This window comes from Alcaligenes nematophilus (genome assembly GCF_026344155.1).
In the GTDB taxonomy this organism is placed as follows: Bacteria; Pseudomonadota; Gammaproteobacteria; order Burkholderiales; family Burkholderiaceae_B; genus Alcaligenes; species Alcaligenes phenolicus.
The window spans coordinates 473,345-499,118 of sequence record NZ_JAPKMZ010000002.1 but is presented as its reverse complement, the minus strand read 5'-3'; the positions used below and the strand labels follow the sequence as shown (position 1 = coordinate 499,118).

Sequence of the window (25,774 nt, the reverse complement as noted above, 5' to 3'; positions counted from 1 at the left end):
CCATCAGGGCGGGTGTAGTTTAATGGTAAAACTGATGCTTCCCAAGCATCCGTCGTGGGTTCGATTCCCATCACCCGCTCCAGCAAGCGTACCTTGCGCAGCTAATGCCGGACGCCCCCTCTCTTTTGTGACTACACAGGCCTGTTTTGCGTATTGCGCGCAGTGGATGACCCGCGCTCGCTTCTGAGGTGTAGGAGCGCCTTCAACAAATACCCATCTGCAAGGTGAGCTCCCCACCGCCACGTCAATCTTGCTTAAGGGGTGCTAATAACAGCCGCTCCATCAGTGCATTTCGTTCGCGCTTCTGTTCGGCAGTCCCTTGCCGGGAAAGCAGAGACTCCGACAATTCATAACTGTATAGAGCAAAGGCTCGAGAACGGGCCTCTGCAACGCCAAAGCCTAAAGCGCTGAAACACTGGGAGATGTAAGAGAGGCGCTTTGCATCCATTTCGTCCAGCAATTGCCTTACCTTTTCATCTCGGCGAGCCCAAGCGCGGATGGCAAGCTCGGTTGCGGCGGCTTCTTCAGCTGCTTTCCCTCTCAAAGGAAGGGAGAGCAGATCGCGAATCAATTCTTTTGGGGGCAGGTCGCTGCGTTCGAAACGGGAAATGATCTGTTCTGTGGCCTCGTCACGCCAGGCGAACAACATTTGCTCTAACAGGTCATCCCGATCTTTGAAGTGCCAGTAAAACCCCCCTCGGGTAACCGCCAGCTCCTTGGCTAATACCTCAACGCGGATGGCATCCACGCTGCGGCTGACTAGAAGGTTGCGAGCCGCACGAATCCAATCGGCAGGTCCAAGCTGGCTGCGCGTTGCGCTGGGGGACGCCTTTAAGTTTCTTGTCATCTTGATCCCGAAAATGAAGGGTTCATCATTGTACCTTTGTATTTCCATGCGGTTGTGTATTGTTTTGTTTTTAAGGGATCAATGGTAATTACCCTGATTTATCAGAATAAATATTCCTTGACCAGGTTTTTTCTGCTCAATACTATACACATACGTATGTGTTTGGAGAGGGGTATGAGCACGGTAAAAGAAGCAGGGAAACTATTGAATGCTGCAGGGCATGAGACCCATTATTTCGATGTGGGACAGGGGAAACCGCTTTTCTTGTTGCACGGGTCCGGGCCGGGAGTATCGGGCTGGACGAACTGGAGCGGTGTGATGGATGAGCTGGGCCAGTCATTTCGGGTGATCGTTCCCGACATCGCAGGTTTTGGCTTTACCGAATTTAAAGAAGACTCGAAGTACGACATCAAACTCTGGGTGCGCCATCTGGTGGGCATCATGGATGAGCTGGGTATCGAGCGTGCTTCTTTTGTTGGCAATTCTTTTGGTGGTGCGCTGTCAATTGGCTTGGCGACAGCACATCCAGAACGGGTAGAGAAGCTGGTCTTGCTGGGAACACCTGCAGGGCAGTTCGAGCAGACTGCCGGTTTGCGTTCTGCCTGGGAGTACGAGCCCTCGTTGGCAAACATGGAGCGTACTTTGCGCTTGTTCCCGTACGACCAAACCATTATTACCCCGCAAATGATCCAGTCACGTTTTGAGGCGAGTGCCCGGCCTGGTGCGCAGGACGCACTGCGCAAACTGATTCCCCGTCCCAACGTGGACGGGCCAACGATGGTCAAGGGGTTCCCGGAACATATTGTGTCCAGCATTCAGGCTCCAACCCTGGTTTTGCATGGGCGTGAGGACAAGGTTGTGCCGCCGTCTTGCGGAGAGTTGCTGGCGCGCGCGATCCCTAACGCAGATCTGCACCTTTTTGGTTGCTGTGGTCATTGGGTGCAGACCGAAAGACGGGCTGATTTCTTGCGACTGGTTTCGCACTTTTGCGCGTGATGCCATGAGTCGGAATGTCCTTGAACGGGTCTTGCATCAGTTGACTGTCGACCGTGCAGCCAAACAGCGCTTTCGCGAGGATGCGCCTGGGTTCTTGCGTCGCTTTGCATTAAGCGAAGAAGAACGCCGCATGCTTTGCGAGTTTGACGTGCTGGGGCTGCAGCAAGTGGGAGTCAATCCCATGCTGACCATGGGCTTCTGGCAGGAGTTGTCGCCAGAGCGCGATATGCGCGCATACATGCGCAAGCTGCGCCCGGTAGGTGCTATCGAGCCGCTGCACAGCGCGGCATTAAAGCAATAGACGAGAGAAAAATGGGTCAAATAGTGGGGGGATTCCTCGTACCGCACGATCCGGTCATGTTCGTGGCGCCCGAGGCGCCCGAGCTTGCTGTCCGGCAGCGGATGTGGAACGCATTTGAGCAATGTGCGCAGCGCTTAAGAGCGCTTGCACCCAGCAGCGTCGTGATTGTGGGTGCAGATCATTACATGTTGTTTGGTACGGCCTGCCTGCCGTCCTACTTGATTGGTACGGGCGATGTTGATGGTCCTTTGGACGCGATGCCTGGTCTGGCGCGGGGCCTTATTCCCAATAGTGAAAGTCTGGCTGTTCATATTGCGCAGCATGGTCATGAGACTGGTTTTGATTGGGCGGTTGCGCGCGCTTTGACGGTGGATCATGCCATTGGCATTCCGAATCAGTTGCTGGTGCAGCCATTGCGGGATTCGGGTGCAGCAGTTGGCACTGTCCCGGTTTATCTGGCGGCCGGTGTCGATCCCTATATTCGCATGCGACGAGCCGTAGAGCTGGGACGGCAGATTCGCCAAGCCGTGGAGTCGTATCCCGATGATGAGCGCGTTGTGGTCATCGGAAGTGGTGGGATTAGTCACTGGGTGGGTACGGCGCAAATGGGCCAGGTCAATGAGGTGTTTGACCGTGAAATTCTGGCCTATGCCGAACGCGTTGATCTGGAGGCTATGTGTGCGCTTAGCGACGAGTACATCTTGGCCAACGGCGGTAATGGTGGCATGGAAGTACGCAACTGGGCATGTGCCATGGGTGCGCTGGAAGGTGGCCGAGGTGAGGTCATCGCTTATGAAGCGGTTCCCGAATGGGTCACTGGCCTCGGGTTTGTGCAACTGTTTCCGCGCTAGGGCGGGTGAAAGGGGTATGACGATGAGCAGGAAAGTATTTCTGATGCGGCGTGATGAGCTGCAGCCGGGCGAGGTTCGCAAGGTGGAAACCGGGACGTGTCCCTTGGCGGTTTACAACGTCGATGGCGTGTTCTATGCCACGCATGACATCTGTACGCACGCCACCGCCTCTTTATCCACTGGCGAGATTGTTGATGGTGATTTGATTGCTTGTCCAGTGCATGACGGTTTGTTCCATATTCCGACTGGCCAGGCAGTGGGGCATCCCTGCGTGGTTGATCTGCAAACGTTCAAGGTGATCGAGGAAAACGGCGATATCTATGCGGATCTCGACTACGCCTCGGAAGCCGCCTCATCGGCGATCTGATCAGGAGATATCAATGACACATGAGTGTGTGGGGAACTGCGGTCGCTTGCGCAAAGATAAAGTAAGCGAGCCTATGGATGGCTTGGAGCGTTTGATTGATCTGGAAGCGGGCTGCCTGTCCCGTCGGGTCTATTGGGACAGTCGCATTTACGAGCAGGAGTTAGAAAAGATTTTTGCGCGTAGTTGGCTGTTTCTGGCGCATGAGTCGCAGCTCCCCAAGCCGGGCGATTATGTCACTGCCTATATGGCGGAAGACAACGTGATTGTGGTGCGACAAAAAGATGGGTCGATCAGGGCCTTTTTGAATACCTGTCCGCATCGGGGCAACAAGATTAATTTTGCCGATGCGGGGAATGCACGCACGTTTATTTGTAATTACCATGGCTGGAGCTTCGGTATTGACGGTGCTTTGCGTGGGATGGCAGGGCAGGAGCTGTTTGAAGAAAGTGGCTTGAACCGGGAAGATCATGGTCTGCATCCGGTGGCTCAGGTTGCCACGTACAAAGGCTTGGTTTTTGGCAATATGGATCCGGATGCGCCGCCTTTGAGCACCTATCTGGGGGACTTCCGTTATTACTTGGATGTTCTCCTGGATATGGATGGCGAGGGGACAGAGTTTGTTGGCGGTTGCGTGAAGTCGGTGATCAACTGCAACTGGAAGGTACCCGTCGAGAACTTTATTGGCGATATCTATCATGCTTTGTGGACCCACGACTCTGCCGCCCGTGCAATGCTGGGAGGGCCGGTTGCCGAGGTTTATAAAGATCCGGATTCCTATCATGTCAATTTCAACGGCCATGGCTGGGAGTTCAATCTGGACACCGTCGGCAATGCAGCCACCTTGGGTGATAAGGAAATCCGTAAATATCTTTATCGCCTTCAGCCCGAGGTGGCACGACGCCTGGGCGAGCTTCGATCCAAAATGATCGGGTCGATTTCATCGGCCGGCGTCTTTCCTAATCTCTCTTTCCTGCCGGGCCAAAATACGTTCCGTGTCTGGCACCCGCGTGGCCCGGGAAAAATCGAGCTCCATACCTGGACCTTGGTGAACAAGAGTGCGCCTGCCGATATCAAAGACCGCTGGCGTAAAGGGGCCATGATGACATTCTCTCCTTCGGGCGTGTTTGAAATGGATGATGGCGAAAACTTTGAGTTCTCGACGCGTACCAATGCAGGCTTTGTCACTCGGCAACAAGATTTGTATATGGGGCTGGGACGGGGCACGCAACTGGAAAATAGTGGTCTGCCGGGTAATGTCTATCGCAACCAGGTCAATGAAGCTAATCACCGGGCCTTTTACCAGCGTTGGCTGGATTTGATGCAGTCCCGCTCATGGAGCGAGGTGCCGCAGAGGGATTCGGCTCAACTATCAGAAACAGCTTTCGAGTACGAGACTGATGCCAAGGAGGCAATATGAACGCCGCCTTTCAAGTTGGTGCGCCGTGTCAGCCAGGAGATCGGGTAGACCGCGAGCTAGCTCATCGGGTTGAGCAGTTCCTGTATCGGGAAGCTCGTTTGCTGGATGACGAGCAGTGGGAACAATGGCTCGCTCTGATGACCGAGGACATTCATTACTGGATGCCTGCAATCGAGAACCGTCGCCGTGGAGGTGCTCGCGGGGCTTATGTTCCCGGAGGTGGTGCCTATTTTGATGATTGCCATCTTGATTTGGAGCGCCGCGTCGCACGTTACCGGCAGCCCTCGGCCTGGGCTGAGGATCCGCCCACTCGCCATGTGCATGTCATCAGTAATGTGGAAGCGTTGTACGGGGAAGAAGCTGGCGAGCTGGTCGTTCACTCAACGTTCGTTAATTACCGCAGTCGGGGTGAGGCGGATAACGATTTGCTGCTGGGGCGGCGCGAGGATGTGCTGCGACAGCAGGGCGGCAGCTTTCTCATTGCCCGCCGCAAGATCCTCATCACGCAATCTTTGCTGATGTCCAAGAACCTCAACACATTCCTGTGATTCCATGACTTGGCTAAATGATGATGTGGCCCTGGTAACCGGGGCCAATTCGGGTATTGGGCTGGCTGTCGTACGACGGTTTCTGGCTGAAGGTGCTCGAGGAATAGGAGCGCTGGTGCGTAGTGCAGCCAGTGCAGATGCTCTACGCCAGGAGTTTGGCGAGCAGATCGTGGTGACGGTAGGCGATGTGCGTTCCGGACAAGCTAATGCACAGGCGGTGGAGGCAACAGTGAGCCGTTTTGGCAAGCTGGATACCTTGGTTGCCAATGCAGGCGTTTGGGATCATTTCGCTCCTTTGAGACGATTCGGTGATGCGGAGCAACTGGCGCAAACGTATCGGGAGGTCTTTGACGTCAATGTCCTGGGCTACTTGATGGCCGCCTATGCGGCTGAGCCAGCTCTGCGGGCCAGTCGTGGCAGCATGATCTTTACCTTGTCCAATGCCGCCGCCTATGCCGGCGGAGGTGGTCCGGTTTACGTGGCCTCCAAACATGCGGGTGTGGGCCTGGTGCGGCAACTGGCTTATGAGTTGGCGCCCGATATTCGAGTCAATGCAGTGGCTCCTGGTGGCACGCTGACTCCCTTGAAAGGGCCGGCATCCCTGGGTAAACAGGATGTGCATTTATCTGATATTCCCGGGTTTGGTGAGGCGGTCGCCGGGGCGGTGCCCTTGGGCTTTGTGGCTCAACCCGAAGACCACTGCGGGCATTATGTTCTGCTGGCCTCACGAGCCAATTCCTCTACGACGACCGCAGCCATCGTGCATAGCGACGGTGGTTGGGAAGTGCGTGGCAGGCCAGCACGTCGGTCCGCGGCAACGGGGCAGTCATGAGTACTACAGTGGCATCGGCCTTTAAACGGCAGGCGGAACAGGAAATGTTGCGGCAGATTTTTGCTCAGGCACGCCTGCCCGTGATGGGGGCTCCCATGTTCCTGGTGTCCGGTTCGCGGCTGGTCTGTGCCAGCTTGAGTGCTGGCATTGTTGGCACTTATACCGCTTCGAATTCGCGTGATATTGCCGCCCTGGAGGCGGACCTGGAACAGATCAGTCAACATGCCGCACGCTGTGGCGGGGCGCCTTGGGCACTGAACCTGATCGTACACAGCAGCTATGACCGTTTTGATGCGGAAATGGAATTGGTCAAGCGTTTTCGTCCCAGCATTGTCACGACAGCTTTGGGTAACCCCCGGCGTGTGATGGAGTCCGTTCATGGGTATGGCGGTCTTGTCATGGCTGACGTCATCAGCCCCACCTTGGCCCGCAAAGCGATCGACGCCGGTGTAGATGGCTTGGTGCTGGTGAGCAGTGGTGCGGGTGGCCATACCGGACGATATCACCCCTTTGCCTTTCTGGAAGAAGTGCGCCAGTTCTGGAGCGGGCCTATCGGTCTGGCCGGTGCTATCTCCAGCGGTGCTCACGTCCGTACCGCTCAATTACTAGGGGCGGATTTTGCTGTGGTGGGGACTCGTCTTATTGCGACCCACGAAAGCATGGCGACGGCGGATTATCAGGAGTTGGTCGTGCAATGCGGCATGGAGGATCTGGAGCTGTCCAGTGCGGTTTCAGGGGTGCCTGCCAACTGGCTCAAACCAACGCTGGTGGCAGCAGGTTTTACACCCGAGCAGTTGAAGGAAGAAAAGAAAATTGATTTTTCGGGCGACATCATTGCTGCGCCTAAAGCATGGAAGCATGTGTGGTCGGCAGGGCATGGCGTGGGGGCGGTGGATGGTTTGTATTCGGTCGAGCAAGTGGTCCAGAGTCTGGCCGTGGAGTATGCAGCGGTGCTGCGAGACGAGGCTCAGCGGCTTCCGGCTTTACTCAAACAATACGCTCGGGCGGAACATATGCATCCAGGCGAACAATAAATGAAGGAAGGGGGAAACATGGATAGCAGGGCAGTACAGGAGGCGGCTCAAGCGCTCTATGAGGCGCGCCGCAACAAAGAGACGATTGCACCCATTTCGCAGACCTTGGGTATTGAGGGACTGCAAGCGGCTTATGAGGTCGCCGCTATCAATACGCAACGGGCCTTGAGTGAAGGCCGTGTGATTAGTGGCTGGAAAGTTGGTTTGACTTCCCATGCCGTGCAAAAGCAGCTCGGTGTGGATCAGCCGGACTTTGGGGTGTTGTTTACGGATATGGAGTTTGTCTGCGGTGCCACTGTGCCGGTCAGCCGTTTGATGCAACCCAAGGCAGAAGGGGAAGTGGCGATAGTACTGGGGCGGGACTTGAGCGGAGAACTGACCTGGGGGCGGTTTCTGAATGCTATTGAGTACGTCCTGCCTGCTATCGAGATCGTGGACAGCGCGATTCAGGATTGGCGCATCACGCTTGCCGATACCGTGGCAGATAACGCTTCTTGCGGCCTGTACGTGCTAGGTACCGATCCCAAGCGTTTGACTGACCTGTCTTTGCGGGACTGTGTCATGCGTTTTGAGTGCAACGGTCAGCTTGTGTCTGAGGGGACGGGCGCCGCCTGTTTGGGGCACCCCTTGCATGCGGCCTGGTGGCTGGCCAGCAAGATGACAGCGTTGGGCCAGACTCTGCGCGCCGGTGATGTGGTGTTGTCTGGCGCATTGGGTCCCATGGTTCCTGTTACCACAGGAAGTTCTCTATTCCTTGAGGTGCAAGGGCTGGGCACGGTGAGTTGCCAGACTGACTGAGCGATGCCAGTGCCAGGCCGAAGTGGCGTACGTTTTTGCTACACCACTTCTACGTCATTTATCCGCGCTGGGCGCGACGAAGTTTCTCAATACGGGAAGTCATCATGACACGAAAGATCAAAACCGCCATCATCGGTTCCGGGAATATTGGTACTGACCTGATGATCAAGATCCTGCGTCATGGCCGTCATCTGGAGATGGCAGTCATGGTCGGGATAGACCCAGATTCAGATGGCCTCAAGCGGGCAGCGCGATTAGGGGTTACGACCTGCGCGACTGGGGCTGCTGGCTTGGCTGCTATGCAAGAGTTTTCGGATATCGGCTTGGTGTTTGATGCCACTTCGGCGGGGGCGCATGTCGAGAATGATCGCGTGCTGCGAGCCGTGAAACCGGGTATTCGAATGGTGGATTTAACACCTGCTGCAATCGGCCCTTATTGCGTCCCTGTAGTTAATCTGGATGAACAACTCGATGCCTTGAATCTGAATATGGTGACCTGCGGTGGTCAGGCCACTATTCCAGTAGTGGCGGCAGTTGCCTCCGTAGCGCCAGTTCATTACGCCGAGATTGTGGCCTCGATTTCCAGTCGCTCGGCTGGACCTGGAACCCGCGCCAACATTGACGAATTCACTGAAACCACCTCAAGGGCGTTGGAAGCCGTGGGCGGCGCTCGACAGGGCAAGGCCATTATTGTGCTCAATCCAGCCGAACCGCCGTTGTTGATGCGCGATACCGTCTATACCTTGTCTGCGTTGGCGGATACGGCACGTATCGAGTCCTCGATTGAGGAGATGGTTGCACGCGTCAATGCTTATGTACCGGGTTATCGCCTCAAGCAACGTGTGCAATTCGAGACGTTTGACCAGAGCCGACCACTTAACGTGCCAGGTGTGGGCCTGATGAGCGGTCTGAAAACCTCGGTATTCCTGGAGGTTGAGGGGGCCGCGCATTACTTACCTGCCTATGCGGGCAATCTGGATATCATGACATCGGCCGCGCTGGCGGCTGCCGAGAAACTGGCCGTGCGCGAGCTTGGCGCCTACGCAGCGCTTGATTGAGCGGCAGGCGGAGACAAAAAATGAATCGCAAACTTTATATTTCCGATGTGACCTTGCGAGATGGTTCGCATGCTGTTCGTCATCAATACAGTATTGAGCAAGTCAAGGCAATCGCTCGGGAGCTGGATGCGGCACGGGTGGACTCCATTGAAGTAGCGCATGGCGATGGCTTGCAGGGTTCTTCCTTCAATTATGGTTTTGGGGCACATACCGATCTGGAGTGGATTGAGGCCGTGGCACAGGAGGTCTCGCATGCCAAGGTCACCACCCTGTTATTACCCGGTATTGGCACCATGCATGACATTCGTGCGGCCTACGATGCCGGTGCCCGGGTTTTACGTGTTGCCACCCATTGCACAGAGGCGGATATTTCCAGCCAGCATATTGACTATGCGCGTGAGCTGGGCATGGATGCCGTCGGTTTTCTGATGATGAGTCACATGACCACGCCCGAAAAGCTGGCACAACAGGCCAAGCTGATGGAAGGTTACGGGGCGAACTGTGTATACGTGGTGGACTCGGGTGGAGCCTTGACCATGGATGGAGTACGCGACCGTTTTCGGGCATTCAAAGAAGTGCTCGATCCGCGTACACAAACAGGTATGCATGCTCACCACAACCTGGGCTTGGGCGTGGCCAATTCCATTGTGGCGGTGGAGGAGGGCTGCGATCGTGTTGATGCCAGCTTGGCAGGGATGGGGGCAGGGGCAGGCAATGCGCCTTTGGAGGTGTTTATTGCCGCTGCTGAACGCTTGGGCTGGAACCACGGCACAGACTTGTTCCGCTTGATGGATGCGGCTGACGATATTGTACGGCCCTTGCAGGGCAGGCCTGTGCGGGTGGACCGTGAATCCTTGGCTTTGGGATATGCCGGAGTCTATTCCAGCTTCCTGCTGCATGCTGAAGCGGCTGCACGCCAGTATGGTTTGAAAACTGTCGATATTCTGGTCGAACTGGGGCGACGTCGTATGGTGGGTGGCCAGGAAGACATGATTGTTGATGTGGCGCTTGATCTGAAAGCGCGGGCAGCATAGTTCTATGGCCGACAATCAAATAGCCGCTGATATTAGCCATGTTCAGGCATCAAGTGTGACTTTTGCTCCGGCAGGAGTCAGGCTGGTCTGTCCACCCGGTGTGAGTATTTTGGATGTTGCTATGGGGGCAGGCTACTTCCCCAAACACAGTTGCCGACGGGGGGAGTGTCAGTCCTGCTCCGCTCCTTTGATAGAGGGGGCGGTTCATTATCCAAAAGGCTTTGAGCCAAGTGGCATGGTTCCAGGGCATTGCTTGACCTGCGTGGCAATGCCCAGTGGGGATATTGTGGTTCATGCCCCCGAGGTCCCTCTTGAACCCGGACAACGGATCAGCCAGTTTGGTGCGCGGGTCGTCTCTGCCGACAGAGTCAGTTCTGATGTGACGATCGTGACATTGCAGGCCCCAGCCTCGGCAGGGTTCAGTTTTGTTGCCGGGCAGTATGTGGATGTCATCTTGCGTGATGGTTCGCGGCGTAGTTACTCGATGGCCAATATTCCGGATAGTTCGGGTTTGATTGAATGGCACGTGCGAGTGATGCCAGGCGGACGTTTCTCACAACATGTCTATCAGACGCTGAAGGTCCGTGACTTGCTGCGCGTGGAAGGTCCTTTCGGCAGTTTTCGCTTGTCTGCCGCTTCCTGCCCCGTCATTTTGCTGGCTTCGGGGACGGGGTACGCCCCGATTGCCGCGATGTTGAAGTCGCATGGGGCCGAGTTGGCGGCCAGAGGGGGCCATTTGTATTGGGGAGCCCGCCGTCGGGAAGACATTTATGCCTGGGATGAGGTGCTTGCCCTGTGCGAGCAAGTGGGCAACCTGCGCTTTGTGCCTGTCTTGTCGGAGCCTGAACCTGATTGGCAAGGGCGTTGCGGCTTGGTTCATGAGGCGGTTTTGCACGATTTTCAGGATATGGCCAGTGTCGAGGTCTATGCCTGCGGTAATCCCCTGATGGTTGATGCGGCAAGAACAAGCTTTGTGGAGCAGGCCGCCCTGCCGGAAAGTGTTTTTTTCAGTGATGCTTTTGTGACTGCACCGTCCGTGCCACCGGTGGTGGCATAGGCACGCTTTAGTCATGAGATTTTATTTTGAATGACGGGCGTGTGAAGCGTCCGTGTCACCTTGAGGAAAAATGATGCAGTCCTTATCGCAGCAAACGCAGAGCAGTCATTCCGATCCTTCTTCTGCTCAGGTGGGCGGACAAGCTGATTTTGAGGCTGCTTGCACGCAGCTATGTGTTGAGTTTGCCAACGCGCTGGATGCCGACGATTATGTACGGGTTGTGGATGTGTTTACCCCTGATGCCACTATCGTGGCGGCCACGGGTGAGGCTGTGCAAGGGCGTGATGCTATTTTGGCGTCCTTAAGCACCCGGCCAGCAATGCGTACACGGCATTGCTGCAGCAATATTCGTATTACTCTGAATGCCGATGGCAGCGCGACTGGGCTTTGCTATGTTGTGTGTTTTAAAAACTTTGGAGAGGAAGCCGCGCGGGGCGTCTCGACAACACCGATGCCTATTGTGGCGGATTATCACGATACTTACGTGTTTACAGAAGAAGGCTGGCGCATCAGCGAGCGACGCATTGCCATGATTTTCAATCCCGATTTGGCAAATTAGCGTCAAGTCTGGTTCAGGCAGCTCACCGGTCTTCTGTTCTGTGCGATGCGCGAATTCATCGTTTTATGTAGAAAAAACTAAATTATGGATTTATTGATCTTAAATCCTAAATAAGCGATAATTCGTGCCGCCGCCGCTTCCCGGCGGTCTTGTAACCAACGATACGTGTTTAGGTGCGTATCGTAATGTTAAGTCGTACACACCATGGGGACTGCCGAGCTGTCTTCCTCCTCTTCCAGCAGTCTAACAACGCTGGCTTTTCAGCGTCTGCGTGCGGATATTGTCACAGGGGCATTGCTGCCGGAACAACGTCTGCGCATTCAAGCGCTGGGTAAACGCTACGAAATTGGCGCAACTGCCATTCGTGAGGCTTTGTCGCGCTTGACGAGCGATGGGCTGGTCGAGTTTCAGGAGCAGCGGGGCTTTCGTGTTGCGCCCGTTTCGCGTGAGGAACTGCAAGATCTGACCCAGACGAGGATCGATCTGGACTGCATTGCCGTACGCCGTGCGATTGAGCGTGGTGGTATCGATTGGGAGTCCAATGTGGTCAGCCATTATCATCGGCTGTCCAAAACCACGATTCCTACTTCCCCCGAGCTGTTTGACGATTGGTTGCTTGCGCATAATGCGTTTCACGAGTCCCTGCTGGCGGGCTGTCAGTCGCCTACGACGCTCCAGTTGTGTCGTCTAGTACGTGAGAAATTAGCTCGTTATCACAACTTGTCTTTGCGTAATACCACGCTTGAAGACCGGGCTACCCTGGATGAGCACAAACAGCTTGCTGATGCGGTGATTTCCCGTGATGCGCCCTTGGCGCAGGAGCTGATTTCTGAGCACTTTGCCCGTTCTGCAGAGTTTGCCCTTCTGGCTTTCGATAAGGCATTCCCGGTCGATGCCGAGGCTGTCGATGACAAGTCGATGCAGCATTCTTAGGCCCCTTACCTATCACCTGCCCGTATGTCGCGGGACCCATTTATATGTCAAAGCCCACCATTAAGGTGGGTTTTTTTTTGTTTGTTCAGTTTGTAGCAAGTGGCGAGTACGACACATCAATCTTTTATTTTTGCTTGTTTTTGGGTTCTTTGCGTCTGGCGGCAAGGAGCGGGCGACACCTGCGACAAAAAATGAAAACTGGCTCTTGTCTCCATAAAAGTGGGTATATTTTATTTTTATCGATTTTATTTGTTGAAAATCCATAAAATAGGAATTACCATACAAAATCCTTAATCGTCTGTTATTAGGTGGCTCATTCTCCTTTTACGTGCGATGTGGGGAAAAAGGACGGTGTAGAGCGACACGCAGAGGTCGCGGAACACTGCCAAGCGCCAGCATCGGCGCGATAAAGGAGACAAAGTGAGACAGAAAACGCTGACGGCGCACGATCGCCGCGCATTAAAACGCCTCTGTGCGTTTAGAGGGGGGGCGCTAGCGCTAGGGATTGCGCTTGCCGTGCCTGCCCAAGGCTTCGAAATTGATGTCGGCAATCCCGATATGACGGTGCGGTGGGATACGACCGTCAAGTACAGCAATGCGTTTCGCCTGAAGTCAGCTTCGTCGGACTTGTTGTCCAATCCCAATAATGACGATGGCAACCGTAATTTTGGTCGTGGACTGATCTCCAACCGACTGGATTTGTTCAGCGAGATGGACGTGATGTGGCAGCGTCGTTTTGGCCTGCGGGTCAGTGGGGCGGCCTATTACGACAGCGTCTACAACGAGTCAAATGACAATCCAGGTCTGGCAGGGGGCGCCTTTCCCAATCAGACTTCCGTGGCCTACAACCGTTTCACGAATGATGTCCGGGTCAAGCATGGCCGTAATGTGGAACTGCTCGACGCGTTTGTGTTTGGCAAGTTTGATATGGACAATGGCGCGGCTACGCTGCGTGCGGGTCGGCATTCCCTGATCTGGGGAGAAAGTCTCTTTTTTGGCGCTAACGCCATTGCCGGCGGACAAATGCCGATTGATGCCGTCAAACTGGCTTCTGTGCCGGGTACGCAGTTCAAGGAAGCGATCCGTCCAGTACCGCAAATTTCAGGGCAGATTCAGCTCGGTCCGCAAGTGTCTGTGGGTGCGTACTACCAGTTCCAATGGGCTGAAAGCAAGGTTCCGCTGGCAGGCTCTTATTTCTCTGATAACGACACAGCGGCGGGTAGTGAAACCTTGATGGTTGCGCCAGGCTTGCCGCCCGCACGACGCTTGGCGGATGCCCGGGCACGCAACTCTGGGCAGGGCGGCTTGCAATTGAAGCTGCGTCTGGATGAAACAGACTTGGGCTTGTATGCCATCCGTTATCACAGCAAAACTCCGCAAGTGATCCCCGTCCTGGGTGTAACGCCACAAGGGCCTATGCCAACAGGCTACTACTTGGCATACCAGGAGGCGATTACCGCAGTGGGTGCCAGTGCCAGCCGGACCTTCGATAACTTCAATATTGCGATTGAAGGTTCGATACGTCATAACCAGGATCTGGCGACCAACCGGGGCATTGATGCCAGTGCCTTGACCGGTGAGCCATTCAGCAATAATCGCCACAACCCCGCTTATGCCGTGGGTGATACGGCACACATCAATATTTCCACGATTGCTTCTTTGCCGGCGACGTCGCTATGGCGTGAGGCGAACCTGACGGCGGAAGCGGCCTGGAACCGCGTGTTGAAGATCACAAAAAACCCGGATGCGGCCGATGTGCGGGGCACCCGCGACGGCTTTCAACTGCGCTTTGTCTTCGAGCCTATGTACCGCAACGTGTTTCCCGGCGTGGATATCAGCGTGCCAATGGGTATGAGTTGGGCGCCAAAAGGTTCCCGCCCATTGGCGGCAGGCAGCCCGAACGCCTGGACACCTGAAGGGGGCGGGGACATAAACATTGGCATTAATGCCAGCTTTCGCGACGCCTGGCGTTTCACACTGGCATATACGCACTACTACGGGCCTTCCTCTTCTTTCATGAGTTCTGACGGGGTGTTTGGTTGGCAACAGTCCCTTAGAGATCGCGACTTTATCGCAGCCTCTTTGCGCTATTCCTTTTGATTGGAGATACACCATGAAGTCGATGCAGTTCAAATCCGCACTGATGCTGGTGCTGTCTTTAGCCACGGCAGGTAGCTATGCTGCCGTCCCCCCCGAAGAAGCCGCAGCATTGGGGACGACCCTAACGCCCATGGGGGCAGAGCGTGCAGGTAATCAGGATGGCAGCATCCCTGCCTGGACTGGGGCAGCCACGCCCAATGCCGGAATTGTGCAAGGGCGCAGGCAGGACCCTTTTGCTGACGAGAAACCGTTGTTCTCGGTAGATGCCAAGAATATGGCCCAGCATGCGGATTATTTAACAGAGGGTACGAAGGCGCTGATTCAGAAGTACCCCGAAACGTTCCGACTCGATGTCTACAAGACTCACCGTACGGCCATTGCGCCGCAATGGGTTTATGACAATACCGCCCGTAATGCTGTCAATGCGCAGTTAAAAGAGGGAGCGGCCGGTCTATTGCCTGAGGGGGCATACGGAGGAGTGCCATTTCCTATACCCAAATCGGGCCTGGAGGTGATGTGGAACCATCAACTTCGCTGGCGTGGTGACGCTTGGTATCTGGAAGCCAAAGGATATCAACTGACTTCGGATGGGCAGTGGATCAATGTGCTGGATGCCGAAAACTCGATGTGGATGCCGTACTACTCTCAGGCCCCAGACAAATTTAATGACGAATACTACCTGATCCGCTCCTTGACCAAAGGGCCAGCTATTCGGGCCGGAGAGGCAATCACTGGACGGATGAATCTGGATGAGTCCAAATCTGCTACCTGGGTCTATCTGACGGGGCAGCGGCGAGTGCGTAAGTTGCCCAACTCGTGCTGTGACACACCCACGCCTTTTTCGGCGGGTATTGCCAGTTTTGATGAGGTCGGCGTGTTTACCGGACGCATGGATCGTTTTGATTGGAAGCTGTTAGGTAAGAAGGAGATGTACATCCCCTACAACACCAACCGGATTTTGCAACCTGATACAGACCGCGAATTGTTGGGAGACAAGCATATCAATCCGGACCATGTGCGATGGGAGCGTCATCGTGTTTGGGTGGTGGAGGCTGAGCTGAAAAATGGGCAGCGCCATACATCCCCCAAGAGCCGTTACTACATTGATGAGGATAGTTGGGACGCTGTGATTGCCGAGCGTTACGACGCGAACGGTCAATTGGCCCGTGTGCCCTATGGCTTACCCATGGTGATGTCTGATATTCCAGCCACAGAGCAGGTGAATTGGGGGGTTTATGACCTGACCAACGGCGCTTCGTATGTCACGGGTTTTCCGAACGAACGACGCGGTATGTATGTTCCCAAGTCCTCACAGTACCGTGACTTCATGTTTACGCCCGATGCGATGGCAGCGGAGGGCGTGCGCTGATGTCCCTGGCTTTAGCCAGAGCGGCGTTGCATGGAGACATGATGAAGAAGCGAACTTATTGGCCGGTGGTGGTGGCGTTGGGGCTGGCATCTTTGAGCATTGCTAGCGGTCATGCTGAGTCGGCGTTCCCGGCGTTGGATCGGCCTGCCTTGGCGGTTAAAGCCGTACAGCGCAGCGTTTTGTTAGCTGCTGCGCTGGATGATGGGCGAATTGTGGCCGTGGGTGAACGCGGGGTAATTGCCTTGTCTGATGACGGTGGCGTGAACTGGCGACAAGCACGGAATGTCCCGGTGAGCGTGACGCTAACCGCAGTGCAATTCACAAATACGCATCATGGTTGGGCGGTCGGGCATGGCGGCGTTATTTTGCAGACTACGGATGGGGGAGAGAGTTGGGAGCTGGTTACTGATGGGCGAGGCCTGGCGCAGGTGGCTGTTCAAGCAGCGGAACTGCGCTTGCGCCGCGACCCGCAGGATGAGGCCGCCGCCAGACAGCTTCGAGTAGCCCGGAGTTTGGCGAGTGATGCCGGTAATACTCCTTTATTTGACTTGTGTTTTGTCGATGCTCAGCACGGCTATGTTGTAGGCGCTTATGGCCTGTTTTTCGAAACCCGTGATGGTGGGCTGACGTGGAACGATGCCATGGATCGCTTGCATAACCCAGGCGGTTTACATCTGTACGCCATTCAGGCCCGAGGCAAAGAGGTCTTTATTGGGGGAGAGCAAGGCTTGATGCAAGTCTCCAGGGATAAGGGGCGTCGTTTTCAGGCTTTGCAAAGTCCCTATGAGGGTAGTTGGTTCGGCCTGGCCTTGAATGACAGCGGGTTGATGGCAGTAGGTTTGCGTGGCAATGCTTTCCACTCACAAGATGGCGGCTCGACGTGGACGCGTGTGGCAGGGGCCCCCGAGGCGTCCCTGCCGGCCGCCGTCTCAGCTCCCGATGGTTCAGTGCTGATTACGAGTCAGGCAGGGCAACTGTACGCCAGCGCGGATGGGCGCGTGATGGCTCCCTTGCTCACCCAGCCCATGCCGCCTTTGTCTGGGACCTTGGTCCTGCCTGATGGCAGTGTGATTGCTTATGGCGTGGGGGGCGTACTGCGTTTGCCTGTGTCTTTGAAAGAAATGAGAACACGTCCATGAAGTCTGATTCTTCCTACATATTGCCTGTGCTGCGGGACTTGTCGCAATTTGATGCCACATCGGGGTCTCGGGTGGAGCGTGCATTGTTTAACCACCGGCGCATCGTGGTGCTGCTGTGTGCGATCGTGACCTTGTTTTTGGGCTGGCAGGCTAGTCAATTACGGCTGACGGCTAGTTTTGAAAAAAGTATTCCCACTTCCCATCCGTTTATTGAGAACTTCCTGAGCTATGAAAAACAGCTCTACGGGCTGGGTAATGCAATTCGTGTCGCTGTGGAAAATCCTCGAGGCGATATCTATGACCCTGTGTACCTGGATACGCTGCGACAGTTGAATGATGAACTGTATTTATTGCCCGGCGTTGCCCGGCAAGGACTACGCAGTCTCTGGACACCCGCGACCCGTTGGGCAGCTGTAACAGAAGAGGGGTTGGAGGGTGGTCCGGTGATTCCGGATGGCTACAACGGCTCGGCTGCCAGCTTGCAGGAGCTGGCGGCTAATGTGGCTCGTTCGGGAGAAATCGGCCAGATTGTCGCATTCGATGCTCGCTCCAGCCTGATCTTTGTACCGTTGCTGGATAAGGATGCCAACGGCGCGCCGTTGGATTATCGGCGCTTGTCGCAAGCTTTGGAAGACTTGCGTAACAAGTACGAAAGCAAGGGCGTACATGTCCATATGACCGGCTTTGCCAAGATTGCTGGAGACATGATTGATGGCGTCAGTTACGTCCTGGGTTTTTTTGTGTTCGCTGTGCTGATCGCGGGCGCAATGGTGTTTTGGTACACGCGTTGCGTACGGTCGACCTTGTTGGTGGTGGCCACCTCATTGATTGCTGTTGTCTGGCAGTTAGGGCTGTTGCCGTTGATGGGATATTCCTTGGATCCTTATTCCATTTTGGTGCCGTTTCTAGTGTTTGCCATTGGCATGAGCCATGGGGCGCAAAAGATGAACGGCATCATGCAGGATATGGGTCGGGGGACGCATCGTCTGATAGCGGCGCGCTATACCTTTCGACGCCTGTTTATGGCTGGGTTGACTGCTTTGCTGGCTGATGCCGTGGGTTTCGGCGTGCTGCTGGTGATTGATATTCAGTCTATCCGGGAGCTGGCCATTGCAGCCTCTATCGGTGTGGCCGCTTTGATTTTTACCAATCTCATTTTGCTACCCGTGTTGCTCAGTTATACCGGCGTTAGTCCAACAGCAGCTGCACGTAGTCTGCGTACCGCTGAGAGCGAGGAGTCCGATCAGAATCGGGCGCGGCTATGGGTGTTTCTGGACAAGTTCACTCAGCGTCGCTGGGCTCGGTGGGCCTTGGCTGCTGCCGGTTTGATGTTTCTTTTTGGGGCCACGTTGAGTACCCGGCTGTCTATTGGCGATCTGGACCCCGGTGCCCCTGAGTTGCGGGCTGACAGTCGCTACAACCGGGATGTCGCTTTTATTAATGCAGCCTACGGTGCCTCCAGTGATGTGCTGGCCGTCATGGTGCGTACGCCGCAGGGGCAGTGTACGCAGCTTGATACGGTGCAAAAGGTGGATGAACTGGAGTGGAGTCTGCGCCAGTTAGAAGGCGTGGAGTCCACCAATACCTTGGCTTTGTTGAACCGGCGCATGTTGACGGGGCTAAATGAAGGCAATCCCAAATGGTACGAGCTGATGCCCAGCCAGGACAGCATCAACTCCGTGACGGCTAATGCGCCTCGTGGTTTGTACAACGACGCCTGCAGTTTGTTGACGATGTATGTGTACTTGAAGGATCACAAGGCCCGCACCCTGGCCGATGTGGTGGCTCATGTCGAGGCGTTCGCGCATCAGAACAACACTTCGGACACACAGTTCTTGCTGGCTGCTGGCTCGGCGGGGATAGAAGCGGCGGCCAACATTGTTGTGCAAGATGCTTGGGGCAAGATGTTGTGGCTGGTTTACAGCGCAGTAGTACTGCTGGCCTATCTTGCATTCCGGTCTTGGCGGGCGGTCGTAGTGGCAGTTCTACCGCTGGTGCTGACTTCTTTGTTAGCAGAGGCCCTGATGGTTGCTCTGGGCATGGGAGTGAAGGTTGCTACCTTGCCAGTTATTGCCCTGGGTGTGGGAATCGGGGTGGATTATGCCTTGTACATCCTGTCCGTTCTTTTGGCACGGTTGCGCGAGGGCATGAGCTTATCTGAAGCCTATTACCGAGCACTCTTGTTTACCGGAAAAGTGGTCATGTTAACGGGTGTGACCCTGGCAGCAGGCGTCGCAACCTGGGTGTTGAGTCCGATCAAGTTTCAGGCTGATATGGGCATTTTATTGGCGTTCATGTTTTTGTGGAACATGTTGGGTGCCTTGCTCTTGTTACCAGCCTTGGCTTGTTTCTTGTTGCGCCCGGCTCAGGTTCAGAGCGCAGCGCTTAACCAAGGTGTACTTGCTCCTGCCAAAGTCTGAATGAAGTCCAGTGTCCTTTTTATGTGAGTTTTTTATGTCCAGAAAAGTCATTATCACGTGTGCCGTAACTGGCTCGATTCATACGCCGACGATGTCGCCGTATTTGCCTGTTACGCCCGCGCAGATTGCCGAGCAGGCACTTGACGCCGCCCGTGCGGGTGCAGCGGTCTTGCACTTGCATGCACGCGACCCGGAAAACGGCAAGCCTACGCCCAGTGCGGCTGTATTCCGGCAGTTTCTGGAGCCTATCCATACGCAGTGTGATGCTGTCATTAACATCACGACGGGTGGGGCTCACACCATGAGCTTGGACCAGCGTCTGGAAGCGGCCCTGACGTTCTCGCCAGAAATGGCCTCTTGCAATGTGGGTTCTTTGAATTTTGGTTTTTTCCCCATTCTGGACAAAGTCAAAGAGTGGCGTCATGCCTGGGAGCCTGAATACCTGGAAGCCTCTCGTAATGCGATCTTCCGTAATACCTTCGGTGATATCGAACAGCTATTTGAGCGTGTGGCCAAGCCTTTAGGAACACGTTTTGAATTTGAATGCTATGACGTTGGCCATCTCTACACGCTTAAACATTTTGTTGACCGTGGTTTTGTCAAAACGCCTTTCATTCAATTTGTGTTGGGCGTCTTGGGCGGAATTGGTGCTGACCCCGAAAACCTGACACATATGAAGCGTATCGCCGACAAGCTGTTCGGTGACGATTACCACTGGTCTGTACTGGGGACAGGCCGTCATCAAATGCCCTTGGTGACTCAGGCGGCCTTGATGGGCGGCAATGTCCGGGTAGGTCTGGAAGACTCTTTGACGGTCGGGCGGGGGACACTGGCACGTTCCAACGCTGAACAAGTGAGCCTGATTCGTGAGGTACTGGAGCGATTGGGCCTGGAGATTGCAACACCCGCAGAGGCTCGTGCCATGTTGGGGCTAAAAGGCCAGGGGCAGATCAGCCTTTGAGCGCAAGCTGACCGGGGCGCCACCCGCGCCCGTTTTTTGTTTCCATAAGAGATATTGAGATGAATACATTGACGCCCGATTTCGCCGCAGACCAGTTATTTCTGGCAGCCCGTACGACAAACAAATTTCAGGACCGCGGGGTTGATGACGCTGTTCTTCGGCGCTTATACGATCTGTACAAATGGGGGCCAACGGCCATGAATACCCAACCGGCACGCGTGGTGTTTGTACGCTCTGCCCAGGCCAAGACCCGTTTGGCCTCAACGCTGATGGAAGGCAATGTGGAAAAAACCATGCTCGCCCCCGTAACGGCCATTATTGCTCGGGACAGCCAGTTTTTTGAGCACTTGCCTGCCCAGTTTCCAGCGGTGCCTCATGCGCAGCAACTTTTCTCATCGAATGCCCAGTTGGCGCAGGACACTGCCGTGCGCAATACCACCTTGCAAGGTGCTTATTTGATTCTGGCTGCCCGTCTGGTGGGACTGGGGGCCGGGCCTATGAGCGGATTTGACCCGCAGGCACTGGATCGGGAGTTTTTTCCAGAAGGCCGATTCAAGTCCGACTTCCTGATTAATCTGGGTTATCCCGATCCAGCTGGTAATTACCCACGTGGTCCCAGGCTGTCGTTTGAAGATGCGGCACGTATTGTCTGACGGCGCTGGGTCCAATCATTTTTCAGTGTATTGATTGAGGTGGAGACAATGAGTATTTCTAATAATAAAAAGGTGGCAATCGTCGGTGGCGGCCCAGCAGGGCTGCTCACCGCGATTTTGCTGCGTGAACAAGGCATTCAGACCACGATTCTGGAGCGGGCTGACGGTATTGCAGCATTGCCGCAAGCCCATGTGGTGAATACACGCACGTGCGAGATATTACGTGAGCTGGGTTTGTTTGAGCGCATGGCAGCAGCGGCGTCCAAGGAAGAGAGGATGAACTGTGTGACCTGGTCTTCCGAGCTGGCCGGTACCCGCTTTGGTTGTTTGCCCTTGCAAGGCAATGAGCAACAAAAGGCGTTTCGCCGTCAAGCCAGCCCGGTGCGTACCTTGAATATGGGCCAGCATATTTACGGCAAGATTTTGCTGGATCATTTACGGGGCTTGGGCGGGGATGTGCTTTTTCGACAGCAGGTGCTCGATGCTGTCGTAGATGGCATGAAGGCAGTGCTCTCTATTCAGGATAGTGAGGGGCACACAAGAAAAGAAAGTTTTGATTATGTACTGGCCTGTGACGGAGCCGGTAGCGTTGTGCGCCGGGCCTTGGGCATTGACATGATTGGTCCTCCTTCGATTGCTCGTTTTGCCACCTGTTATTTCAAAGGCGACTTGAATCGCTATTTAGGCAAGGACACGGGCCCGGTTCACTTTGTTGCCAACCCTGATGCGCCTGGAATCTTTGTTTCGTATGACCTGGACCAGACCTGGGCGTTTATGTGCGTGATGCCACCTGGTGCCGCGCGTGAAGCCTATTCGGGCGAAGTCATGCTGGAGCTGGCTCGCCGGGCCGTTGGCGATCCAGAGGTCAAATTGGAGCTGGTCAGTGTCAGTTCCTGGAACATGAGTGCGCAAGTGGCCACGCAGTTCCGCAAAGGGCCTTTTTTCCTGGTAGGTGATTCTGCTCATCGATTCCCGCCTACTGGTGGTTTGGGCTTGAATACAGGGGCCCAAGATGCTCATAACCTGGCTTGGAAGTTGGCAAAGGTAGTGCGTGGTGAGGCTGATGATGGTTTGCTGGATACCTATGAAACAGAGCGTTTGCCAGTAGCTGCCCGCAATTGTGCACATAGCGTCGCCAACTTTCAGAAGTTGCTGCAAGTGCAGGACGCTATTGAAGCCCCCTTTTTGATACCAGCTGATCCCACTGTCGTGGAGCGGCCACCTACCCCCCGTCGCGATTTCGGCTTGAACAGCGGTTCCGAGCAAGCTAAGCAAAAGCAACGGCGGATTGATGTTGCCATTGCTGCCCAGCGCCCACATTTTGATGCCCTGGAGATAGAGATTGGTTATTGCTACGGGGAGCATGTCACCCACGATAGCGATACGGATTACGTGCCAGTACTGCAAGCTGGTACCCGTTTGCCACATGTATGGCTAGACACTGCCGAGCAGTCGCCACATTCCAGCCTGGATGCTTACGCCAAGCACCAATACACCTTGTTGTTGTGCGGTTTGCAGGCAGGGGAAACCGAGGGACAGAAAACGCTGGAGCAAGCCGGCATCGGTTTGGCGCATTTGTGTTCTTCGGCTTCTGGCCGGTCTGCTTCGCCAATATTTGCGTCGGGCAGTGCCGTCCTGGTGCGCCCTGATGGCCACGTCTTATGGCATGGACGTGCCGATGCCGAGAATTTTCACGAAGCCGCTCTTGAGGCGGTTCAGCAATATCCCAAGACTGGCGGCTCGGCGGCCGCTGCGGTTGGGGAGTTTGTCAACATGATGGAGAAAGCCATGAATTCAGATCAGTCTTGCTCGACAGCGGCTGGGCCCGCCACCAGCTCGGCAGGTATCAAACCCAAGAAATTGGCCCATGTAGTTCTGCGCTCCGATGAACGATATGAGCAAATGTGTGATTGGTATCAGGACTTGCTGAGCGCCTATGTTGCTCATCGAGACGGGATGACTTGCTTTATGACCTTTGACTCTGAGCACCACCGCTTGGCGGTGGTGCGTGTCCCCGGCATGGTTGATCGGCCGTCAGGTGTGGTGGGGCTGGAGCACATCGCCTTTACCTTTGAGACCCTGTCGGACCTGCTGGAAACGTACGATCGCTTAAAGGCTAAGGGCGTTGTTCCGATTTTAACTATCAACCATGGTCCAACCATGTCCATCTATTACGAAGACCCAGACCGTAACCGTGTCGAAATGCAGGTAGATAACCAGAAAACCATTGAAGAGTTCATGGCGTTCGTTAAGTCCGGGGCCATGGATACCAATCCGATTGGTCAAGTATTTGATGCAGATGCCATGTTGGCTAAATTGCGCGCCGGGACGCAGCAGGAAGTGTTGATGCGTTACCCCGTGCCGCCAGAGCCCGTTGATCCGGCCGTGATGGAAATCCTGCTTCGCAACTGATGTGTTGAGTGTTTAAGCACTGAACTCTTGATTATAGGAATGCTATGAAACTGGCAAGCTATCGATATAACGGCGTGGAGTCGTTCGGGATTGTGGTGGGTTCGTCTTTGATTGACTTGAAACGTCGTCTGGGTATCCCGGATCTGAAGACATTGCTAGGTATGGGTTTGCATTTGGCCCAGGCACATCAAGATGATGGGCCGGACTATCAGCTGGACGAGGTGGAGCTGCTTTCCCCTGTTACTAACCCAGGTCACATTATCGGCGTGGGACTGAATACCAAAAGCCATGCAAAGGAAGCGGCAGACTACTTCAAGGCGGAAATCCCTGAGCCCAAGTACCCCCGTTTGTTTCTTCGTGCCCCCTCCAGTCATGTGGCGCATGGGCAGGCTGTAGTCGTGCCCAAAGCCTCTCCAACGCTGGATTACGAAGGGGAGATGGCCATTATTATCGGCCGTGGCGGGCGCTATATCTCCAAGGAAAACGCCATGGAGCATATTGCCGGAATTGCTTGCTATAACGATGGCTCGGTTCGAGCGTATCAATTGCATTCCGAGCAGGTTACTGCGGGCAAGAATTTTTATCAGAGCGGCTCCTTCGGGCCGTGGTTGACGACCTTGGATGAAGTGGGGCCTGTCTCTGATCTGGTGTTGGAAACACGCGTGAATGGTGAGTTGCGGCAGCGTCTGACCATGGATGACTTGTACTTTGACTTCGCAAGTTTGATTGAGTACGTGTCACAACCTTTTTTGCTGGAGCCAGGTGATGTGATCATCATCGGGTCTTCAGCTGGGGTGGGGGCTTTTACTGGGCAGTACCTAGTTCCAGGTGATGAGTTGCTCATTTCGATTCCCACGGCAGGAACTCTACGTAACACCGTCATGGCAGAAGTCTGACGCTGTGGGGCTGAGGTTAATCGAACTACCGAGGTTGTATGAATAAGCAACGCACGTCTGGCTATCTTCAATTGCGCTCTCTGGTCAATGCGGATGCGCAACTGGAGTTGTTTCTGGCTCATGAGCCCGTTCCCGCCCCAGGGCCGGAGGAGGTTTTGATTCGGATTGACGCTGCCCCAGTCAATCCGTCTGATCTAGGGCTGTTATTTGCTGCCGCTGACATGAGCACAGTCCGGTTGGTAGAACGTGAAGGCTATCCATGCCTACTAGCCGATATCCCTGAGGCGGCCATGCCAGGTTTGCAAGGCAGGCTTGGGCAAGCGCTTGCGGTGGGCTATGAAGGCACAGGCATTGTGGTGGCAACGGGGCAGTCAGAACAGGCTCGTCAGTTGGATGGCAAGCGTGTGGCTGCGTTTGGAGGAGGCATGTATAGCCAATATGCTTGTGTTCCCGTACAGGCGTGTCTGGTTCTGCCAGACAGGACGACGGCACAGGAAGGAGCTTCGGCTTTTGTGAATCCTTTGACCTCGCTGGGCATGGTGGAAACCATGCGCAGTGAGGGGCATACCGCCTTGGTGCATACCGCAGCGGCGTCCAATCTTGGACAAATGTTGAATCGCATTTGTTTGGAGGATGGTGTGGGGCTGGTCAATATCGTACGCAAGCCTGAACAGGCCGATTTATTGCGTGCTCAAGGGGCTGTGCATGTATGCGATTCCAGCTCGGACACGTTTAACGATGACTTGATCCAGGCCATTACCGCGACGGGGGCTACGTTGGCCTTTGATGCGACAGGAGGGGGCACCCTGGCCGGGCAGATCCTCGGTGCCATGGAGTCTGTCTTGTCGCGTGCGGGTGGGCAGTACAGCCGCTACGGTTCTACGACGCACAAGCAGGTTTACCTCTATGGCGGCCTGGAAAGTGGCCCGACTCGCTTTGAGCGTAATTTCGGTATGGCGTGGGGAATGGGCGGCTGGGTTTTGTGGGCGTTTTTACGCAGGATGGGGCCACAAGGGGTTGCACGGCTTAAAGAGCGCATTGTGGCCGGACTGACCACGACGTTTCACAGCCACTACTCCCAAGCGATTTCTATGGTTGAGCTTTTGCAGCCCGAGACGATTGCTTTGTGCAACCGGCGTGGTACTGGCGAAAAATTTCTTCTTTTCCCCAACGGCTAGGTGGCCCTGCAGCC

Annotated in this window: 24 protein-coding genes, 1 tRNA gene and 1 pseudogene; 25 read left to right on the top strand and 1 reads right to left on the bottom strand. The window is 55.1% G+C overall.

Annotation, left to right across the window (positions count from 1 at the left end):
- Window positions 1–8: 8 nt before the first annotated feature.
- A tRNA-Gly gene (locus OSH04_RS07420) sits at window positions 9–82 on the top strand.
- Window positions 83–244: 162 nt separating this feature from the next.
- On the opposite strand, the gene OSH04_RS07415 is transcribed toward OSH04_RS07420, so the two are convergent.
- Window positions 245–895, bottom strand: coding sequence for a TetR/AcrR family transcriptional regulator (locus tag OSH04_RS07415; RefSeq protein ID WP_200884472.1), 651 nt, complete (start codon window positions 893–895; stop codon window positions 245–247).
- Window positions 896–1,021: 126 nt separating this feature from the next.
- Between OSH04_RS07415 and OSH04_RS07410 the strand changes: the two genes are divergently transcribed.
- From OSH04_RS07410 to OSH04_RS07300, 24 genes and pseudogenes are all read left to right on the top strand, one after another.
- Window positions 1,022–1,843, top strand: a complete 822-nt coding sequence (locus tag OSH04_RS07410) for an alpha/beta fold hydrolase (RefSeq protein ID WP_035271311.1) — start codon at window positions 1,022–1,024, stop codon at window positions 1,841–1,843.
- A gap of 4 nt (window positions 1,844–1,847) precedes the next feature.
- A complete protein-coding gene (locus OSH04_RS07405) occupies window positions 1,848–2,144 on the top strand; it encodes an extradiol ring-cleavage dioxygenase (RefSeq protein WP_052159360.1) in 297 nt (98 codons plus the stop codon).
- Window positions 2,145–2,155: 11 nt separating this feature from the next.
- Window positions 2,156–2,995: a DODA-type extradiol aromatic ring-opening family dioxygenase gene (locus tag OSH04_RS07400; protein ID WP_266108189.1), complete on the top strand. Its 840-nt coding sequence runs from the start codon at window positions 2,156–2,158 to the stop codon at window positions 2,993–2,995.
- A gap of 22 nt (window positions 2,996–3,017) precedes the next feature.
- On the top strand, window positions 3,018–3,362 hold the full coding sequence (locus OSH04_RS07395) for a non-heme iron oxygenase ferredoxin subunit (RefSeq protein WP_035271307.1): 345 nt from the start codon (window positions 3,018–3,020) through the stop codon (window positions 3,360–3,362).
- Window positions 3,363–3,453: 91 nt separating this feature from the next.
- On the top strand, window positions 3,454–4,779 hold the full coding sequence (locus OSH04_RS07390; protein ID WP_266108188.1) for an SRPBCC family protein: 1,326 nt from the start codon (window positions 3,454–3,456) through the stop codon (window positions 4,777–4,779).
- On the top strand, window positions 4,776–5,327 hold the full coding sequence (locus tag OSH04_RS07385; protein ID WP_080748033.1) for a 3-phenylpropionate/cinnamic acid dioxygenase subunit beta: 552 nt from the start codon (window positions 4,776–4,778) through the stop codon (window positions 5,325–5,327). The genes OSH04_RS07390 and OSH04_RS07385 overlap by 4 nt, the downstream gene beginning before the upstream one ends.
- 4 nt (window positions 5,328–5,331) lie before the next feature.
- Window positions 5,332–6,159, top strand: coding sequence for a 3-(cis-5,6-dihydroxycyclohexa-1,3-dien-1-yl)propanoate dehydrogenase (gene hcaB / locus OSH04_RS07380; RefSeq protein ID WP_035271306.1), 828 nt, complete (start codon window positions 5,332–5,334; stop codon window positions 6,157–6,159).
- Window positions 6,156–7,193, top strand: coding sequence for an NAD(P)H-dependent flavin oxidoreductase (locus OSH04_RS07375; RefSeq protein WP_080748032.1), 1,038 nt, complete (start codon window positions 6,156–6,158; stop codon window positions 7,191–7,193). The genes hcaB and OSH04_RS07375 overlap by 4 nt, the downstream gene beginning before the upstream one ends.
- 18 nt (window positions 7,194–7,211) lie before the next feature.
- Window positions 7,212–7,991, top strand: a complete 780-nt coding sequence (locus OSH04_RS07370; protein WP_254002658.1) for a 2-keto-4-pentenoate hydratase — start codon at window positions 7,212–7,214, stop codon at window positions 7,989–7,991.
- Between the two features lie 104 nt (window positions 7,992–8,095).
- Window positions 8,096–9,049, top strand: a complete 954-nt coding sequence (locus OSH04_RS07365) for an acetaldehyde dehydrogenase (acetylating) (protein ID WP_035271303.1) — start codon at window positions 8,096–8,098, stop codon at window positions 9,047–9,049.
- Window positions 9,050–9,069: 20 nt separating this feature from the next.
- Window positions 9,070–10,083 (top strand): 4-hydroxy-2-oxovalerate aldolase, encoded by a 1,014-nt coding sequence (dmpG, locus tag OSH04_RS07360; RefSeq protein WP_035271301.1) that lies wholly within the window; start codon window positions 9,070–9,072, stop codon window positions 10,081–10,083.
- A 4-nt stretch (window positions 10,084–10,087) separates the two neighbouring features.
- Window positions 10,088–10,345 (top strand): annotated as a pseudogene (locus OSH04_RS19735) (2Fe-2S iron-sulfur cluster-binding protein); the annotation flags it as partial.
- A 6-nt stretch (window positions 10,346–10,351) separates the two neighbouring features.
- On the top strand, window positions 10,352–11,140 hold the full coding sequence (locus tag OSH04_RS07355) for an FAD-binding oxidoreductase (protein ID WP_052159359.1): 789 nt from the start codon (window positions 10,352–10,354) through the stop codon (window positions 11,138–11,140).
- Between the two features lie 70 nt (window positions 11,141–11,210).
- Window positions 11,211–11,699, top strand: coding sequence for a nuclear transport factor 2 family protein (locus OSH04_RS07350; protein ID WP_052159358.1), 489 nt, complete (start codon window positions 11,211–11,213; stop codon window positions 11,697–11,699).
- Window positions 11,700–11,903: 204 nt separating this feature from the next.
- Window positions 11,904–12,632, top strand: coding sequence for an FCD domain-containing protein (locus OSH04_RS07345; RefSeq protein ID WP_266108186.1), 729 nt, complete (start codon window positions 11,904–11,906; stop codon window positions 12,630–12,632).
- Between the two features lie 420 nt (window positions 12,633–13,052).
- Window positions 13,053–14,732, top strand: a complete 1,680-nt coding sequence (locus OSH04_RS07340; protein WP_235332482.1) for a DUF1302 domain-containing protein — start codon at window positions 13,053–13,055, stop codon at window positions 14,730–14,732.
- A gap of 13 nt (window positions 14,733–14,745) precedes the next feature.
- A complete protein-coding gene (locus OSH04_RS07335; protein WP_266108184.1) occupies window positions 14,746–16,101 on the top strand; it encodes a DUF1329 domain-containing protein in 1,356 nt (451 codons plus the stop codon).
- 41 nt (window positions 16,102–16,142) lie between these two features.
- Window positions 16,143–17,240 carry a WD40/YVTN/BNR-like repeat-containing protein gene (locus OSH04_RS07330; RefSeq protein ID WP_266108183.1) on the top strand — a complete coding sequence of 366 codons (1,098 nt, stop codon included), beginning with the start codon at window positions 16,143–16,145 and terminating at the stop codon, window positions 17,238–17,240.
- A complete protein-coding gene (locus tag OSH04_RS07325; RefSeq protein WP_052159356.1) occupies window positions 17,237–19,660 on the top strand; it encodes an efflux RND transporter permease subunit in 2,424 nt (807 codons plus the stop codon). The genes OSH04_RS07330 and OSH04_RS07325 overlap by 4 nt, the downstream gene beginning before the upstream one ends.
- Window positions 19,661–19,694: 34 nt before the next feature.
- Window positions 19,695–20,621, top strand: coding sequence for a BKACE family enzyme (locus OSH04_RS07320; protein ID WP_035271296.1), 927 nt, complete (start codon window positions 19,695–19,697; stop codon window positions 20,619–20,621).
- Window positions 20,622–20,680: 59 nt separating this feature from the next.
- Window positions 20,681–21,274 carry a malonic semialdehyde reductase gene (locus tag OSH04_RS07315; protein ID WP_035271295.1) on the top strand — a complete coding sequence of 198 codons (594 nt, stop codon included), beginning with the start codon at window positions 20,681–20,683 and terminating at the stop codon, window positions 21,272–21,274.
- Between the two features lie 48 nt (window positions 21,275–21,322).
- On the top strand, window positions 21,323–23,686 hold the full coding sequence (locus OSH04_RS07310; RefSeq protein ID WP_266108182.1) for an FAD-dependent monooxygenase: 2,364 nt from the start codon (window positions 21,323–21,325) through the stop codon (window positions 23,684–23,686).
- Window positions 23,687–23,730: 44 nt separating this feature from the next.
- Window positions 23,731–24,582 carry a fumarylacetoacetate hydrolase family protein gene (locus tag OSH04_RS07305; RefSeq protein ID WP_254002662.1) on the top strand — a complete coding sequence of 284 codons (852 nt, stop codon included), beginning with the start codon at window positions 23,731–23,733 and terminating at the stop codon, window positions 24,580–24,582.
- Between the two features lie 38 nt (window positions 24,583–24,620).
- Window positions 24,621–25,760: a zinc-binding dehydrogenase gene (locus tag OSH04_RS07300; protein WP_035271292.1), complete on the top strand. Its 1,140-nt coding sequence runs from the start codon at window positions 24,621–24,623 to the stop codon at window positions 25,758–25,760.
- Window positions 25,761–25,774 lie beyond the last annotated feature (14 nt).